Here is a 17,218-nt window from a genome sequence, read left to right on the forward strand (position 1 = left end):
CACTTAAGTATCTGATTTTGGAGGAATTTATACAATTTTGTCGAATTTTACCTTAATATAGGAAAAGGAGGAGATTGGGATCGCAGAATCAAAATGTCCAGAGTGTAAAGGAGAGGGATTAAAGCATATTCTACCTAAGGGGACTCACAAGAACATAGCAGGGGACACATGTTATGATATAGTTCATTGCGATAATTGTGGTCATGTGTATGGTGTATTTACAAGGGGTGGTAAATCTATTTATTATATGTCGAAATGAGACTGTACTAGTTAGATAGATAATGGAGGAGCATCCGATGGGGGTGCTTTTTATTTGTGTACAATGGGTTCAATCTAAAACAATTTTTTGATTTCTTATATAACTAAACCAGCTAATAGTTTGTCAAACATTTCGCTAAATAATAAAATTCTAGCGTGCTATATTAAAAGTAGGCATGATAAATAAGCTTCCTTTAACCTTATGGAAGTTCCTTGAATATATGTGAAATATTATTTAAGCAACATCTTGGAATGATGTTTTGTTTTTCAAAAGAGCGTAAATCCAATGTAAAAGCTTGTTAGCACAGGCAATAATGGATACTCGATAAGGTTTGCCTTCTTCACGTTTTTTATCGTAGAACTCACGTAATCTCTTATTTCTAGGGATAATTTCTTTGGTCGTTCGGGTTTTGCGTGCATCTCTAATAGGCACAACGGACGGATGTGAATAGGGCATGTCTAAGCCTGCTGGAACCCCTTTTTGTGATACGATTGTTAGTACCTTTAAAAGTACCAGATTCAAATACACTAGGGTCAATTCCTGCGAAGGCAACTAATTTTTTAGGGTGATTAAACCGGTCTATTTCTCCAATTTCAGAAATAATCGTTGCCGCGATTTTTTCACCGATGCCAGGAATGGATTGGATAATCTTATATTCTTCTATATTTTTTACTAAAGCATCTATCTCTTCTTCAAGCTTGGATAGGTGCTTTATATATTCAAGAAGTATTTCGATAAGCACCTCTAAACAAATTAAGTGACTATGATTTGAACCTCTCATGACTAAAGTCACGAGATTCTTGGGAATAGAGCATACTTGTTAGCTTATTTCTTTACCAACAGAGGTTTCTCTTATTGACCAAGCTATCCCCGTAGTTCCAACGGTTTTTATTAATCTTAGCTCATACAAGAGCTTGTATTTTAAGACCTTCGGTCAAAATATTCTTGCTACCATTTATGTCTCGGTCATGATGAGTATGACAAATAGGATAATTCCATTTTCGAATGTGGAGATTTTTCTTGCCATCTTGATGCCCACATTCCGAACAGATTTGACTAGACGGAAACCATTGATCTACTTTGAGATTTCACGTCCATACCAATCAGCTTTGTATTGTAGCTTTGAAACAAAAATAGACCATGACACGTCTGAGATACTCTTTGCTAGTTTATGATTACGTAACATACCTTTCGTGTTTAAATCCTCTATACAAATAATATCGTGATTTTTGATAATGTTTGTACTCCATTTATTCAGAAAGTCATTACGTTGATTTAGTACTTTTTCGTGCAATCGAGCCACTTTTAGCTTTTGTTTCTGATAATTTTTCGCTTCAAAAAGAGTAATGTCACTTTTTTGAGCAACTAATGCACGTCTGGATAATTTACGTTGTTCACGTTTCAATTTCTTTTCCATTTTGGAAGTGAATCTATTGTTATTAATCTTACTTCCGTCAGAAAGAATAGCAAAATCAGCGATACCTAAATCTATCCTAATTACAGAATTTATTTTTGTAAGTTCTTGGATTTCTTCTTCGCAAAGAATAGATACAAAGAATTTACCACTACCATTTTTACGAATGGTTGCATGTAAAATGCGCCCTTTCAGTTCTTGGCTTTTAGCAAACTTGACTAATCCAAGTTTAGGAAGTTTTATCGAATTTCCTAAAACAGCAATATTATGATTAGTGAATTGTGTTGTATAACTTTGAACAGGGTTCTTTTTACTCTTGAATCGAGGTTGCTGATTTTGTTTCTTAAAAAAACGAGAAAAAGAATCAGCAAGATTTTTCAGAGAAGATTGAAGAGCAATGCTATCCACTTCTTTCAACCAATTAGTCGATTCATCTTTCTTCATTTTGGGAAGCATAGAAGAACAAGAATGGTAAGATAAGCCTTTCCCATTCTTGAAATATTCTTTGTTCCATAGATTTAAAAAGTGGTTATAGACAAATCTTGAGCAACCAATCGTTTTAGTTATAAGGATTTCTTGATTTTGATTGGGATAGATTCTGAATTTATAGGCTTTGTGCCGTAGCATTGCATTCACCTCATCTCTTTTTCTGATTTTGAATATACTTACGAATCTGTACTTCTGTATTCTCACTTACAGTAGCAATAATATAACTAGGATTCTATAGTTCATTTTTATACTTAAAGTAACATAAGTCGGTAGATTAATATAGCTAAAGCTATACTTCAACCGAAGCCGATTCATCTACACGACTGAAGTCGCGAGTATTCTCGGCTATTTGATAAAAGCAAGTTACAAAAAAAGTTCTCTAATCAAGTGTCAGAAGAATTTCGGAAGCAAGATAGTACAACAAGTAAGATAGAAAGAACAGTGAACTACCCATCACTTAACAGCCCTTACGGGCTTGTTTGAAGCGGGGGCTTCTCAGGTAATAGGTACTTTTACTAGCTACCCAAATTGACCGAGCTAACTCCCTTGTTCAGAAAGGTTATATATGTATATCTTTCTATTCTAACGCCAATAGGCGTATGGCTTCATTCTTGATATTGATTGCAGCGTTGTGATCACGTTCCATAATAGAGCCACAAGAACATTCATATGTACGTACAGACATAGGCATCTCTTTTTTATTTCCGCAACAAGAGCACGTTTGAGTAGAAGGAAACCACTTATCAACTTTGATAAGTTTCTTTCCTTGCTCTTCTAGTTTGTAAGTTAAGTAGGTTGTGAACATAACCCAATCATTGTCTGCAACGCTTTTGCCGAATTTTAACGCACGAGACATCCCTTTCATATTCAAATCTTCGACTGCAACGGCATCGAACACTGTTGCTAATTCTTTGGATTTGTGATGAAGGGAATTTTTACGTTGGTTAGCTACTTTTTCGTGTAATTTTGCAACAAAAAGACGTTGTTTTTTCCAACGTTCAGAACCTTTGATTCTTCTCGATAATACTCTTTGTGCCTTTGTTAGGCGGTCCATTATTTGGCGAAAAAACGAGGGTAGTTGGCTTTCTTACCTTCGTTATCTACATATAATTCAGCCATCGCAAAGTCTAGTCCAACCACTTTTTCTAATTTGGGTTACACTATTTGTTTTTCATATAATGATTGTGATTAAAGATAAAATAGTAATTGTAACTTTGCTTGATGGCGCAGAAGTTGAATGTTAAATTTAATAAAGGCAAATGGGATTTCTGAACCATAGAAAATTAAAAATTGAGGAAACCCAATCGAGTTTCCTTATTTCTTATTCAATTATCAATATTCAAATTTAACGGAGCCTATTAATAATGAGGGCACAATAAATGGACTTGAAATATATGGAGCATATGAAAATGGGGATCTTATTGGCGTCATAGCAACAAGAAGCGAGGGCAGCTCTATTGTATTATTCTTTGTACATGGAAAATACCAAAGGAAAGGAATAGGGCGGAAGTTATTTGAAGTGGTTCTGAAAAAATAGCACCTCAGAATTAATCACTGTAAATTCATCACCTTATGCAACAGAGATATTCATAAACTTGGATTTGTAGATACCGATATAGAACAGACAAAGGAAGGTATGAGATTCACACCAATGAAGCACCAAAAATGGGTATAATACTAAATTAACAAATTTCAATTTGTCTAATAGATAAAGGATAATAGAGTTGAGGAAGCGTTTGTTCTGCCGGATGGGAATGAGATGAAAACTGAAAATGATTGTAAATATCAGGATAATAACAGAGAAGAGTGAAAATACACTATTTTTAAAGATATTATCTGAAGAAAAATGTCATAACAGTAAGTAATAGTAGTGATTTTTTCAGTTTAGGAGAGTAGAAATGACAAACATAGAGAAGAAGAAAGTACTTGAAATACTTGATTTTTGGAAGACGATAGAACTTTTAAATCAAGTAGATATCCCACAGGAGAGTGAAGACAATAAGAAAGTAGTAAAAAAGATTACAAGAGGTGAACTGATTGATAGTAGTTTGGACAAGATTTCAATATTTACCAGTCTAAACGTGCCTTCGATTGATCTTTCTGATAAATTAAAAACCGACAAGGAGAAATTTTCTCGATTTCCTGGCGAGGGGGCAGATTTGTCATTCCTTTTTGGTAGAATTAAAAGGAATGACATGGTTGATTATCTTGCTAAATTTGTGAAGAATCATGATGAACAGCCAGACATAGCCTATCCGAAAAGAAGCGAGATTGCATGGTTCTCATTTAAAACTGATTCGGAAGGCATTTATCAGAAGAATTCATTCCAGCTATCTCCACTTTTGTGGGCTATTTCTGTATGGAATAAAAAAGTCAATGGATTTTCTTTGAACTCGATTGATTATGATGATGAGACCAAAAAGTATGACAGTTGGCTTCAGGAAGCAGAGGAGTTATTTGCTGTATTGCCTTCTGTGTTTTCAGATATTCATAATTCATATGTGAAGACAATAACGCCGGAACTTCCTGCTGATTATATAGGACTCTTTATCTATGACAGATACAAGAATGATGAGGCAAAGGATAAAGACGAAAATCCAGAAGATTATGCAAGTTTAGGTAAGAGCTTTTTTTTGGATGATATCGTTTTGCTCATAGATGAAATCAAAGCAGGAAAATTTGGAGAGGGTTCTGATTATGAGCGTAAAGTGATAAATTATATTTTGTCTGCACATAATAAAACTGCAGGAATTATTCCAGCAAATTGTATATCTATTTCTCCAAAGGAAGAGCGTCAGAAGATGATGAATTTCTTTCAAAATACCCTTAATATCAAAAATGCTCCACTAGGAAAGTGGCCTGCTAAATTCATGCCTGCTCTTATGCAACAGGTGGCAGTGAATCTTGCGATAGATGAAAAAGCACACACGGAAGTATTTTCTGTTAATGGTCCTCCTGGCACCGGAAAGACAACACTTCTCAAAGAAATCGTATCTAGCAATATAGTAAAAAGAGCTGAGCTGTTAGCGGAAGCGGCACATTCAGATCCGGACGATGCTTATGAGAGGTGTTCATTTACACAGGGACCGTTGGTTAGTAAGGGATATTTTCAGTATGCACCATCTTATTTTAAGCTGAAGAATGATAAAATCAATCAATATGGAATGTTAGTGGCATCATGTAATAATTCGGCTGTTGAAAATATCACTGCAGACCTTCCTAAAAGTGATGACATTCTCAAGAGTCTTGAACCTTCAAAAGATGATGATGTATCGGTGGCGTCAGGATTGAATGAAGTTCATGATTTGTTTGACGTCGAAAAATCAGAAGATATTGAGCAAATAAAGATATCTGGTGAAATAAAAGAAGTGCGTGATATTTATTTCACGCGCTATGCTAATAAACTCCTAAATAGAAATGACTGCTGGGGTCTTGTATCAGCTCCGTTTGGAAAACGTGCTAATATAAACAAGTACTGTGTATCTGTACTTAAAAAGTTTATTAACGATTATAAGCTTAACAATGTGCGTGAGAAACATCGAAAGAAATATGTAGAGCAGAGAGAATGCTTTCTTAGACAGCTTAAGATTGTGAAAGAACTTGAGAAAGAGTTGGAAATCCTGTGTGACTATGCAAAGTCTTTGCCATTGACTAATGAGAATATTTCTGAGGATGATCTTGATAGAAAAATAAAAGAAAATTATGCATATGTAATGGAACTTGAGGAATCAAGACCTAGGGGATTATTCGGAAGATTGAAGAAAGATTCTACACGAGACAATTTGATATCAGAGAAAAAGATTGAGATCGAAGTTTTGAAAAAGCAAAAAGACGGTCTTTCAAAAATTGCTAGCTATCATAATCTTTTAAGCAGACATAGCGAAGGTGCTGAGAAGCTTACTCCTATTGATTCATCTTTTATGGATAGATATGTATCGCTTGATGAGAGAGCATCAACGTGGGCACAGGATACAAATCCTTGGTTTACAGAGCATTACAACAGGGAGCGTGAAAAGCTGTTCTTGTATGCTTGTAAACTTCATAAGGAATTTGTAATTTCCTCTAAATCGTTTAGGCAAAATGTAATCAATCTTTTGATCGCATGGGATATGTATGATGATTGTGATGAACGTATGGGTGAGAAAGACAGAATAGATGCCTTCCCAGCATTGATTCAGAATGTATTTCTCATTACCCCGGTTATATCAACTACATTTGCGTCTGCACAGACCTTCTTACGTGATATAAAGAGTCCGGGTACCCTTGGAACGCTTATTGTGGATGAAGCAGGGCAGGCACAACCTCAGATGGCGGTTGGAGCTTTGATGCGATGCAGAAGAGCTATAATTGTTGGAGATCCTAAGCAAATTGAGCCGGTTGTGACGGAAGAAACAGACATGATTAAAAGTCTTCTTACATCTGATTTACTTACACCATATAAGGACAAGAAAATATCTGTACAAGGCTTTGCTGATTATATTAATAGCTATGGCACTTTTCTTGGAGAAGATGAAGAAAAAGAGTGGGTTGGATGTCCGCTTACTGTACATAGACGTTGTATAGATCCGATGTATAGCATATCAAATCACCTTTCTTATGAAGACACTATGAAACAGCAGACAGCACCACCAAAGGAAAACGCTGTGAAGACCTTTATCTTGGATAAGTCATATTGGATAAATGTTAAAGGTGAGGAACAGTCCGGCAATAAGAACCATTATGTACCGTCACAAGGTCAGATTGTTCTAAAGCTTCTCGAAGAAAAATTCAAGAAAGACAGTAGTAATATACCGAAATTGTTTATTATTACACCATTCACGTCCGTGAAGAAGGGAATGATTGATGCACTAAGCAAATCGGATTTCTATAGACGTGAACCACGTGTAAGAAAATGGTTAAAAGATAAAAATATCGGAACTGTTCATACATTCCAAGGACAAGGAACAGATGAGGTTATATTCTTGCTTGGTTGCGATAAATCATCTGTAAAGGCGGCAAACTGGGTAAATAAAAATATTGTGAATGTGGCAGCCACAAGAGCTAAATACCGTCTATATATTATAGGAGACAAGGAAGTATGGAGTTGTAAGCCTGTGAAAGTTGCACGCGATACAGTTAATAATGAGATATCATCGGATAATTTGATGACAATGCTATCAGGTTTTGAAAATACAGAGTCAGTTCTGGCACCTGCAATTCAAACTGCTGAAGTCAAAAAAATGGAATTTACAACACAGGAAAAGAAGCGCGAGGTAGCGACTTTATCGGGAAACATATCAAAGGTCTGCCCGAAATGCGGAAAACCGCTTGTAGAACGAAAAAGTGAGTATGGAGTTTTTTATGGATGTAAAGGGTTTCCTAAGTGTAGATATACTGAGAGTACTAAGAAATAAAGCTATCCATTAAGACTTCTCGATATGTTTGGCCAAACGTAGACATACCAAATGAAGTCTCGTGCCATGTGGAATGTATAACCACTATCAAATAGCGATGCAAATTCTGTATGCATCGCTATTTGATTTAAGTGTAATGGCATGTCGATGTCTGCTAACCAAATGCTAACATTTTGCTAACGAAACCTAATAAATTGCATTTAACTTCAGTTAAAGATATTATACATAAGATGAGTGAAACGTTGATTTGACGCAGTTTTTTTCTTCTATCGGGAAACATATTACACTTTAAAACTATATGGGCGGCATGATGTAATATGTCTGTTGTATTTACTTAAATAGAATAAGGTAAACATTACTACATCAATTTATCTATTATCACCATCCAAGGCGAGATGGAGTGAGTAGATAAATATAAGGTACACCCTACCACATCTCCCTTAATATTCATTTATACAGAATGCACAAAAATTGCACGGAATTTCTAGAAACAATGGAATTAAGAGACTTATATTGCATAAATAATCATAACTACCTTGATTTAACGGACTCTATGGAATCAATTTATACAAAAACACTGAATAAAAGTAAATTTGCAAGATTGACAGGGATGAGGGTTTGGGGTTCGAATCCCTCTCGGGTCATTTAAAATAAATCGCTTGGGATTAGCAACAAATCAACCTTATAAGTTCGAGGGAAAAGGTCAGTTCTGGGTTCTATGAAATCTTTTTGGGCTATCAGTTTGCGCTACGCTACAAGGATATTTTGTAGGGTATATCACTCATACAGGAATAAATAAGGTTAAAATCATCGATAAAACTGGTAATATTTCGAATCAAAAAGGATGATTTAACAAACTTTTCACCATACATAATAGACGTTGCTAAAGAAATGGATGATGATCTTGATACTACTATTCAATATTACAATCAAGCTATGTGGGAACAGAAGGAATCTCTACAAAAGCTATATGAAGCCTATGCTCAAGAAATAGAGGAACGTGTAATGCAGATTGATAAGCTTAAGAGTTTCGGCTTTACTATTAAGTAATGGAAGCCTTCTAACTCATAAGTTTTGTGAATGTACGTGGAACTGACAAGGGCCACTCCCTAATTAATCATCATTCATTATAATAGTTACTATTTATTATTTTAAGATAGTATTTCAACTTAACTAGAATAAAATTAAAATTACCAATTTAAATGGTGATGATGTACAAATTCATATCATTTAGCTTAATGACTTTCTCCGTTAACCCTAACCTTTTTTTTTCGAATTTTTGGGATTTAAATATCAATATTTTACGAAATACAAAGTTGACTGAGTTTATAAACAAAAAACTCTTCATTAGGAAGAGAGAAATGATTAATTAATAGAGTAAATAATATTTATGATAGATTTTGTTGTATTCATCTGTAGAAATTTCAAATTTGTCTTTAACAGCATTTAAAACTAAAATGTCATCTTCTTTGGGATGATAATCCCTACCATTTGAGGTTAATATTTTAAAAAAGTGAAGAGAATAATTAAAAATGTCAATATCCTTATATCCGTGAACTATTTCTACTTCATATGGCGAAGAAAGCTCTTTAGGTTCTTTAAGTTCCGATGACGTAAAAATCACTTTTTTGTTTAGTAAAAGTTTACTTTCATCTGAGTATACCAATTTTTCATTTTTTAGTTTGTTGATGTATTTGAATGAATTAATTTTAGTATTTGCTGTTAGTTTAATAGTAATACAGTATAAATTATATTTTTTATAATCATGAAATAAGAAATAACGTAAATCTCTACTGAATTTTTCAAGAAGTACGAATTGACCGCGTGCTTCCATATTATTAAATAAATTAGGAACTTCTAAGTTGATTTGTATTTCATTTTTGATAATTTTAACTTCTGGATTCCTAAAAAAATCATCAAAATAATCTTTTTTTATTATACTCTCTGAAAGATTCGATACTATTTGTATTGTTTTATTGGATTTATAAGTAGGTATAGTGTATGCAGAGAGAGTAAATGTAAGTAAAAGTAATATAGGTAGCAGACAAATAAATTTTTTTTTCATTAATTACTCCTCTTCCTTATATGTTTAATAATTGAGAAAAACAAAAATAGTATAAAAAAAAGTTGTGTTCAAAGTGTGTGATTTGTTAGAAGTTTTCTAATTTTGGTTTTGTTTCAGAAAACAAAAGAGTAAATTTTGAAATGTTTCTAATGGATTAGAGAATAGGGGATATCATTTTAAAGAGATATCCGCCGATTTAGTGGTGGAGTTTAAAAGCAATATTTATCACGAATTGTTCCATGGTAGTAGGTATTTTGACGGATGACATTGGTTAACGTGTTGCAGATTTAATGAATTTAGGGACAAAGAATTATTATTACTTTTTACCAGTCGATTGATTTTAATATTAAGAATATTTCATTATAATGAAATTGACAGATGACTTACAGAAAAGTTGGCTTGTATTCTGTAAATTCCAATATGGCAGACAATAAAACATCGGGGGAAAACTATATGAAGAAATTATTATCGCTATGTCTTAGCTCTATTGTGATTATGGGTGTATTAGCAGGTTGTGGTAACGATAATACAACTTCTAAGGATGAAGGCGAAAAACAATCTGAAACAAAGGCTGATACTGAAAAACAAGCTAGTGAAGATGTAGAAGTTGATAAAGAAGAAAAACAAACGGACGAAGACAAAGCAGTGGAAGACACAACAGAAACGACTGCCGAAGTAACAAACTCAGTGGATTTTACTCAAGCACTAGATCCTAAAAAACCAGTACCATTTGGTGAATATATGAATTTTGGTATGTATGCTGTGGAAGATAGTAAATATCATACAGTTTATGTAAAGCTAAACAAAATTACTAGCGAAAGTGACGACGCTGAGTATGTAAAGAAGGCAATTGCTGAAAACAATGCGGAAGGTTATGATTTTGATGAAATCAATAGAGAAGCATTAGGTTTACCTGATGATGTTGAATTAAACGTACTTGACTATGAAGTTGTTATTCCTAAAGATTTCCCTGCACCAGAGTACGGTATCTCTGGACTAAAAGTAGATTTCCTAGCTGAAAATATCGAGGGAGGTGGCATTCCAAGCAATAACGGGAATGCGGTCTATTTAAGCTTAGGTATGGGTGATGAGCTACTAAGTACAGGTGCTAGGGATAAAATATATATGCCGGGCAATACGTATAAATTACGAGGATATTTTAAAATGGTAAAAGGTTATGATCAATATGTAATCCAAGTATCTGCTTTTCCTGACGGAAGCAAAGATTCTAGTGGATTAAAAGATGCCTACTTTGATATTAAATAAGGATTATGAGTCGTTAAAGGTATAGATATAATTGATTAACTCTATGCATTACAACTCTATTATTGATTACTTTGATTTTGTATTAGGTTAAATAAGAAGAGATTACAAGGTTAAATTTAATTTAATGTTTAGTAAAATAAGCTAGGATGCCATTACTCAGAAACCCTCTTGCTGTCCAATAAAAGTATGTGAATTGAAAAGTTCTCGTAGGGTAAGCCAACTTAATAATTATTTTGCGAATAAATGTACTTAAACTGTCGGGTACATCACTTCAAAAAAAGGAGCTGATTACAGCTCCTTTTTGCTATTCAACAAGATAAGAATATAGATACCAAGTTGCGTTGTATCATGAAGTATTAACTCTTTTTGTTGAAGTTCTTATCACATCTGAATACGAAAACTAAGAGGAAAAGATGAAAGTAGTTACGTACCAAGAGATAAAAGATATGAGGTTAAAAATGTGATTCTGTTATGTAGTCCCAGCGAAACGGTATTGTTTCTATCCGATGTATTGTCGACAGCTTATTGGAGCGTTATACATGGCAGAGTAAAAAAGGGAGATACAGTTGTACCGTTCTAACTGTTCTTCATACGCATGTACGACAACAGTCTGTAATGGTAATAGTGCAAATAAATCTCTAGCTATGCGTATTGTACAGCTACAAATATAATCCTGCTGCAAATCAAAGTATTTCGTTTTAGTCATTTGCTTTACTGATAATTTTCCTGTTTGTGTTAGTTTCTTTTCTTCAGTTGGGATGACTTTATCAGAATGTGCATCAAATTCAACTTCTAAATATGAAGCGTCGTCCGTTGAAAATTCAAATCCACTACCAAATTCACTCAAATCACCTAGTGGATTCATTTCTTCAATTACTCCAAAATATGTGTCAATATCACCATTTAACACTTTATCAGCTATGGACACAAGGTTCTCCCACGTTTTGTATTCTTCTTCATCCTGTTTTTTAGCCTGTTGTATTTCTGCTGCTAATTAATTTTGTACTTTTTCTTCTCTTTTAAATAACCAATCGGTAAATTTTAATTTGTGATTTTCACTTTTGTTTTTTGCTTCTAATTCATGTCGCCCAATTTCTCCTAATTCATATGGAGGTTTGCTGTTTACTATTTGTGTCCAATCTACATAGTCATCACATTCTTTATGAATAGTTTTTACTAATTCACATTGATTTTCAAATACATTAACTTCAAATTGAGCTTTTTCTCTTTCTTGCGCTTGTCTAATAGCTTTTTGTTGTGCTTGTAGAGTATTACGTGTTTGATATACTTTTGTTTTATGGTTTTTTGAAGAAGAATAAGATAAACCTGAACCAGGTATACCTACAGTTGTAGTTGATCGACCTCTGCTATTGATACTATAACGCAATCCATTTCCTCCAAAACTTAGACCTGTACTTTTTGTATCAACGTTTAAACGAACTCCTGGAGCGATTTTAAAGCTTTTGCGGAATCGTAGTCCCATATGAATCCCTCTCTTTATGGCTAAAATTCACTATTATAATTATCATAATTCATTATCAATTTAGTGTAAACGAATACACAAATCGACATATTTCGACTAATAATCTGTGTTATAAGTAGTAGATATGTATTTATGAAGGGGAGAAATATATGAGGAAAAAGATATTTTTAGCTAGTAGTATTTGTTGCATTTTATTACTACCAAGCTTAGCGTCCGCTCATCCAGGAAGAACGGATTCTAACGGAGGGCATTACTGTAGAACAAATTGTGCGAAATGGGGATTAGAGACAGGGGGAATATCATTACCATAATGGAGGAGGCTTTAGTGGTGGTTCGGCATCAGGAGGATACAGCTCACCATCACCAACTCCGGAGCCTAAGCCAGAACCATTGGTAGATGAAAATCAAGTGAAAGCAGATCAATATTATTCTACTGCACAAACATATTACTTAGCAGGAAAGTATAAAGAAGCATTAGATGAAGTTGAAAATATTTATCCATTAGATAGAAATATAAATAAAGCTAATGAAATTGTGAATAATTCATTAAACTCGATTTATAAGCAAGCTGAGTTAGAATTTGCTGCTCAAAAGTTTTATGATGCTAAAAATGACTTAACTTATATTTTTAGTGGATATGAACACTCTAATTCTCAAATGAAACAAAAAGCGAAGGCTCTTTTCGATAAAATAGTAAAAGAAGAAGAGTTTCAAGATAAGCTGTCTAAAGCGAGAAGTGCAAAGGATAGTAAGAATTATGAGGAAACTATCACATTATTGAATAGTTTACAAAAGGAAAATAAATTGGATGTAGTATCTAATTTATATAATGATACAGTCAAAGAACTACAAAAAGAAGCTGAAACTTCATTTAATAATAAAGATTACAAAGTTGCCAAAAAGCATTATAAGTTATTAAGCGCTATAACTTCTGTTCCGTCATTAAAATCACAATATGCAAAAAGAATTAAACTTATGCAAAATGAAGAGATAATACAAACTATGCTTGGTATTGAGAAAGATGATATAGAAAAAAATTCTCTTTTTGAACATCTAATGATAGAGGAAAATGAAACTCCATATAACAAGAATATAATACAGTCATTAATTGATTTACTTACCCCAAATGATCTGGATTTTATTTTTGATGTGAATATAAAGGACTTATTTAAAGGAGTAAATAGAGATGCGAGTTGAAGTATCAAGAAAAACAAGGTATTTTGAAAGAGCATGGTTTATGTGGTTGTGGCTAATTATTCTTCCTCCTTTGGGGTTAATTTTATTATGGAGACAAGGTAGATTTTCAAAACCTAAAAGAATTATTATTTCTATTATAGCGGTTGCGTATTTTTTATTACCAATAATAGCTGTAAATGCTGTAACATTACCTCTCTTTAAGAACCATAGTGAATTAGTTTCAGCATTTAATCAGACAAAGAAAGAATTGAATTTATCGAATGAAATTACTGAAATCTCTAAAGATAGTAATGTTGAATCATTTAAAATAGACAAAGATGTTACATTAATAGAGAATTTGGATGATAGCAATCAAATTCATGAATTAATTATGATTGGTCAAGGAGAAGGGATCAACATAATTACAAGTCTTGCATTATTGATAGGAATGACTAATCCTGAGATAAGTAAGGATGAAATAGGGGATGTATTAAAAGACCTAAAGGTATTTGACAAGGATTTTGAATACAACAAAAACGAAACAGAAATAGAGCTTAATAAAGTAAGATATAATTTGAAATATGATCAAACAAAGGGAGTAATCTTCAGTGTCTCAAAAGTAAATTAATTTATTGGCTCTTCCAAAAATGGTAGGGCTTTTTTTATATAATATATTTGAGTATTTTGAATATTAGAAAGGGGATAGAGAAATGAAACAAATTAATAAGGGGTTACTAGTACTACTCACATTATTTCTATCATTCAGCTTAATAATTACAACTCAAGCGAGTGCAGCACTCCTCCAAAGCCTAAAAAAATAAACCCGACTGCTAGCATAATGTAGGTAAATCTATGATAGTAACTACCAATTAAGTTTTCAACTATCGTTATTACTCTATCCTCTTTGAGATATTCTAAGAACTCTTCATTTTAATAAAATTTAATCTGAGCGTAATGCATTACGGATTGCGATAAGTGCTGATATTTTATATGCTATTGTGCTATCTATTTTGGCATCAATAAAAAAGAAGAGCTAAAACATTCAAAACGCAACAATATCTAAAATCAGAGCATAAAAAGAGAAAAGACTTTATCAGTCTTCTTTTCAAAAAAAGCACATAGAATTTATTGAAATGAGTATATTAACCTTATATCTTATTTAGATTTGCTAAATCCAACTATTTTCTCTAGATGGGATTAGTGTACATAGTACATTCCTTACTAGATACTTCTTTTTATTGAGAAGTATCTATTTTACTTTAATAGGGCATTTCCAACGCCTTTGTTGCTGTGTTTACCTCATTTTGAAGAAGCTTCTTTAAATCATAGGCTGGATATAGTCCTTTTTCGTACATATAATTAAAGATTTTTGCATGCCAATTTTTTAGATGTTTTATTAATATTTCTCTTAACACAGGTGTAGCTGTTTCGGTAATGGCCGCTGCATAATTCTTAACAGCAGTCTTAGACATCCATAGTATATTTCCCTGCTGGGTCATAAGCCGTTCTTGAAAACCAAAATCGGGTTTTCAAGAACGGCTCGTCTTATGCCTGCCGCGTGTCTCCTTATTTGATTAGAAGCTAAAACAAGAAGTAAATTCTAAATCCAAAAGGACCGGTGACGGTTTTTCTTATTGAAAAGAAATTGTTTTTGTGAAATGATATTACTATGAGTTTTTGAAATCATGTTCTAAATTATCAACAGAATTTATTTACATGATAAATAAATTAATAATATAAAAAATAAGCAGAATTGTGTAATGTTTTGTAGAGGAAATTTATATAAAAAAGTCGAATTAATACATAACAACGTAGAATTGAAAAAATAGGAGGGTTAAAAATGAGTGAACAACAAAGTAGAGGCTTTCTATTAAAGCAACGAGCATTTTTGAAATTATACTTATTAGATTTAATTGAAAGACAAAAAGGATACGGATTTCAAATGCTTGATGATTTACGGAAAGAGTTTAAACCTTATGGCTATTCTCCTACTCACTCTGAGTTGTATAAATCTCTCCATGAATTGTATAAAGAGGGAATCGTAACGAGAGAAAAGAAAATTAAAGGTGAGCCGGGAGTTGATTTTCAAGAGATTGTTATTTACCATCTAACAGATAAAGGAAAGAAGGAAGCTATTCTCTATAAGAAGCAATTAAAAGTAGAATTGGATCGTTGTGTTGCTCTATTAAATAAAGCAGTGAAGGACCATTATGGACCAGTAAAATAAAGTAAACTATTAAATATTATGAAATGCAAAAACTAATTCAATTAGACATGTAATATTTAAGAGTTGTTAAAAAAGGTTGTTCAAAGAAACTAATAGAACAACCTTTTTTGTACAGTAGAGTAATAAAAATATTTATTTACAGAATATTTGCAAAAAATAAAATATTTTGTTTACATTATAATAAAATTGTAATTTAATGATTGTATATCCAAAAATTCCAATTTTGGTAGGAGGAAAAGAATGAAAAAAGTAATGAAGAACTTATTTATGGTAATCGCTGCTTTTATGTTGCTAGTTTTAGCAGCTTGTAGTGGTGGAAGCACGGAAAAGACTGATTCAAAAGCTGAAGACAAATCTGATGGTCCTATCAAAGCAAAATTTGGCGTTATTTCATTTATTACGGGATCAGGTGCTGCTTATGGTGAAGCAATTACAAATGGCTTTAATCTTGCGAAAAAAGAAATTAATGCTGAAGGAAAAGTGAATATTGAATTAGTAATTGAGGATTCTGCAGGTAAACAAGAACAAGCATTATCAGCAGCCCAAAAATTAATGGCTGATAATAACATTATTGGATTATTAGGTCCAACTTTAAGTACAGAAATGAATGTAGTAGCGCAAGAAGCAGATATGAATGGTATTCCAATTATGGGCACATCTACAACTGCTGATGGTATTCCACAAATCGGGGACTATGTATTTAGAAATTCCATTCCTGAAGCTTTAGCGATACCTGCATCTATGAAAAAAGCAGTAGAAAAATATAAAGCGAAGAAAGTGGCTATTTTATACGGTAATGATGACGTTTTTACAAAATCAGGCTATGACACAATGAAAAAAGAAGCAGAGAAGCAAGGGCTTGAAGTGCTAGACACTGAAACATTCCAAAAGGGACAATCTGACTACAATGCACAATTAACAAAAATTAAAGGGCTTAAACCAGATTTGATTCTTTGTTCCGCTCTTTATAATGAAGGCGCTGTCATTATGGATCAAGCTAGAAAAATGGGAATTGATGTACCATTTGTTGGAGGAAATGGATTTAACTCTCCTCAAGTAATCGAAATTGCTGGTGCTGCAGCTGATGGTCTTGTTGTAGCGACTCCATGGTTTGGTGCGAAAGATGATCCTAAAGTAAAAGAATTCAATACAAAGTATAAAGAAGCATATGGTAAAGATCCTGATCAGTTCGCTGCTCAAGCTTATGATGCCATGAAGATTTATGCAAAAGCATTAGAAAATGCTGGTGAAGCGGATCGAGACGCATTCCGTGACGCACTTGCTGATATTAAAGATTTCGATGGTATTCTTGGGAAATTTTCTTTTGATAAAGACGGCGATGTTGTAATGGAGCCGACTGTACTGATTATTAAAAACGGTAAATTCCAATTATTTGAGTAAAAGTGAATTTGGAATATGTACAGAAATTGTCACTAGCATGTTACG

Annotated in this window: 12 protein-coding genes and 5 pseudogenes; 9 read left to right on the plus strand and 8 right to left on the minus strand. The window is 33.2% G+C overall.

What is annotated here, in order from left to right; genetic code table 11:
- Window positions 1-493: 493 nt before the first annotated feature.
- The 4 pseudogenes from TX86_RS07325 to TX86_RS07335 form a co-directional block, all read right to left on the minus strand.
- Window positions 494-1,022, minus strand: a pseudogene (locus TX86_RS07325) (IS110 family RNA-guided transposase); the annotation flags it as partial.
- A 139-nt stretch (window positions 1,023-1,161) separates the two neighbouring features.
- Window positions 1,162-2,300 (minus strand): annotated as a pseudogene (gene tnpB, locus TX86_RS07330) (IS200/IS605 family element RNA-guided endonuclease TnpB).
- A 10-nt stretch (window positions 2,301-2,310) separates the two neighbouring features.
- Window positions 2,311-2,394: pseudogene (locus tag TX86_RS27770) on the minus strand (IS200/IS605 family transposase); the annotation flags it as partial.
- A 345-nt stretch (window positions 2,395-2,739) separates the two neighbouring features.
- Window positions 2,740-3,314: pseudogene (locus tag TX86_RS07335) on the minus strand (RNA-guided endonuclease InsQ/TnpB family protein); the annotation flags it as partial.
- A 238-nt stretch (window positions 3,315-3,552) separates the two neighbouring features.
- Here TX86_RS07335 and TX86_RS27595 point away from each other — a divergent pair.
- The 3 genes from TX86_RS27595 to TX86_RS26630 all read left to right on the plus strand — a co-directional run bounded on the left by TX86_RS27595 (window position 3,553) and on the right by TX86_RS26630 (window position 8,605).
- The gene (locus TX86_RS27595; protein ID WP_500676233.1) at window positions 3,553-3,699 is read left to right on the plus strand and encodes a GNAT family N-acetyltransferase; all 147 of its coding nucleotides are present in this window, start codon (window positions 3,553-3,555) and stop codon (window positions 3,697-3,699) included.
- A 361-nt stretch (window positions 3,700-4,060) separates the two neighbouring features.
- Entirely contained in the window at window positions 4,061-7,555 is a 3,495-nt protein-coding gene (locus TX86_RS25665; RefSeq protein ID WP_052343577.1) for an AAA domain-containing protein, read from the plus strand.
- A gap of 891 nt (window positions 7,556-8,446) precedes the next feature.
- A complete protein-coding gene (locus TX86_RS26630) occupies window positions 8,447-8,605 on the plus strand; it encodes a hypothetical protein (RefSeq protein ID WP_154663075.1) in 159 nt (52 codons plus the stop codon).
- 319 nt (window positions 8,606-8,924) lie between these two features.
- On the opposite strand, the gene TX86_RS07345 is transcribed toward TX86_RS26630, so the two are convergent.
- A complete protein-coding gene (locus tag TX86_RS07345; RefSeq protein ID WP_042347605.1) occupies window positions 8,925-9,620 on the minus strand; it encodes a hypothetical protein in 696 nt (231 codons plus the stop codon).
- A gap of 453 nt (window positions 9,621-10,073) precedes the next feature.
- Between TX86_RS07345 and TX86_RS07350 the strand changes: the two genes are divergently transcribed.
- A complete protein-coding gene (locus TX86_RS07350; RefSeq protein WP_042347608.1) occupies window positions 10,074-10,886 on the plus strand; it encodes a hypothetical protein in 813 nt (270 codons plus the stop codon).
- 499 nt (window positions 10,887-11,385) lie between these two features.
- Here the strand turns inward: TX86_RS07350 and TX86_RS26975 are convergent, their stop codons facing one another.
- Window positions 11,386-11,814 carry a hypothetical protein gene (locus TX86_RS26975; RefSeq protein WP_052343578.1) on the minus strand — a complete coding sequence of 143 codons (429 nt, stop codon included), beginning with the start codon at window positions 11,812-11,814 and terminating at the stop codon, window positions 11,386-11,388.
- Between the two features lie 66 nt (window positions 11,815-11,880).
- The gene (locus TX86_RS25675; protein WP_052343579.1) at window positions 11,881-12,369 is read right to left on the minus strand and encodes a DUF4236 domain-containing protein; all 489 of its coding nucleotides are present in this window, start codon (window positions 12,367-12,369) and stop codon (window positions 11,881-11,883) included.
- A 149-nt stretch (window positions 12,370-12,518) separates the two neighbouring features.
- Here TX86_RS25675 and TX86_RS26185 point away from each other — a divergent pair.
- The 3 genes and pseudogenes from TX86_RS26185 to TX86_RS07365 all read left to right on the plus strand — a co-directional run.
- Window positions 12,519-12,706: pseudogene (locus tag TX86_RS26185) on the plus strand (YHYH domain-containing protein); the annotation flags it as partial.
- Window positions 12,707-12,777: 71 nt separating this feature from the next.
- Entirely contained in the window at window positions 12,778-13,566 is a 789-nt protein-coding gene (locus TX86_RS26980; protein WP_195892917.1) for a hypothetical protein, read from the plus strand.
- Entirely contained in the window at window positions 13,556-14,173 is a 618-nt protein-coding gene (locus tag TX86_RS07365; RefSeq protein WP_042347610.1) for a hypothetical protein, read from the plus strand. The genes TX86_RS26980 and TX86_RS07365 overlap by 11 nt, the downstream gene beginning before the upstream one ends.
- A 631-nt stretch (window positions 14,174-14,804) precedes the next feature.
- Here the strand turns inward: TX86_RS07365 and TX86_RS07370 are convergent.
- A complete protein-coding gene (locus TX86_RS07370; RefSeq protein ID WP_052343581.1) occupies window positions 14,805-15,017 on the minus strand; it encodes a spore coat protein in 213 nt (70 codons plus the stop codon).
- A 368-nt stretch (window positions 15,018-15,385) separates the two neighbouring features.
- Between TX86_RS07370 and TX86_RS07375 the strand changes: the two genes are divergently transcribed.
- Window positions 15,386-15,772: a replication termination protein gene (locus TX86_RS07375; protein WP_042347612.1), complete on the plus strand. Its 387-nt coding sequence runs from the start codon at window positions 15,386-15,388 to the stop codon at window positions 15,770-15,772.
- 240 nt (window positions 15,773-16,012) lie between these two features.
- The gene (locus TX86_RS07380) at window positions 16,013-17,173 is read left to right on the plus strand and encodes an ABC transporter substrate-binding protein (RefSeq protein WP_042347614.1); all 1,161 of its coding nucleotides are present in this window, start codon (window positions 16,013-16,015) and stop codon (window positions 17,171-17,173) included.
- Window positions 17,174-17,218 lie beyond the last annotated feature (45 nt).

Origin of the sequence: Bacillus massiliigorillae, assembly GCF_000380245.2 — a bacterium.
GTDB lineage: Bacteria > Bacillota > Bacilli > Bacillales > DSM-1321 > Bacillus_AD > Bacillus_AD massiliigorillae.

Coding starts and splice junctions, on each gene's coding strand:
- TX86_RS07350 (WP_042347608.1), top strand. CDS start 10,074: ATGAAGAAATTATTATCGCTATGTCTTAGCTCTATTGTGATTATGGGT.
- TX86_RS07370 (WP_052343581.1), bottom strand. CDS start 15,017: ATGTCTAAGACTGCTGTTAAGAATTATGCAGCGGCCATTACCGAAACA.
- TX86_RS07345 (WP_042347605.1), bottom strand. CDS start 9,620: ATGAAAAAAAAATTTATTTGTCTGCTACCTATATTACTTTTACTTACA.
- TX86_RS25675 (WP_052343579.1), bottom strand. CDS start 12,369: ATGGGACTACGATTCCGCAAAAGCTTTAAAATCGCTCCAGGAGTTCGT.
- TX86_RS25665 (WP_052343577.1), top strand. CDS start 4,061: ATGACAAACATAGAGAAGAAGAAAGTACTTGAAATACTTGATTTTTGG.
- TX86_RS07380 (WP_042347614.1), top strand. CDS start 16,013: ATGAAAAAAGTAATGAAGAACTTATTTATGGTAATCGCTGCTTTTATG.
- TX86_RS07365 (WP_042347610.1), top strand. CDS start 13,556: ATGCGAGTTGAAGTATCAAGAAAAACAAGGTATTTTGAAAGAGCATGG.
- TX86_RS07375 (WP_042347612.1), top strand. CDS start 15,386: ATGAGTGAACAACAAAGTAGAGGCTTTCTATTAAAGCAACGAGCATTT.
- TX86_RS26630 (WP_154663075.1), top strand. CDS start 8,447: ATGGATGATGATCTTGATACTACTATTCAATATTACAATCAAGCTATG.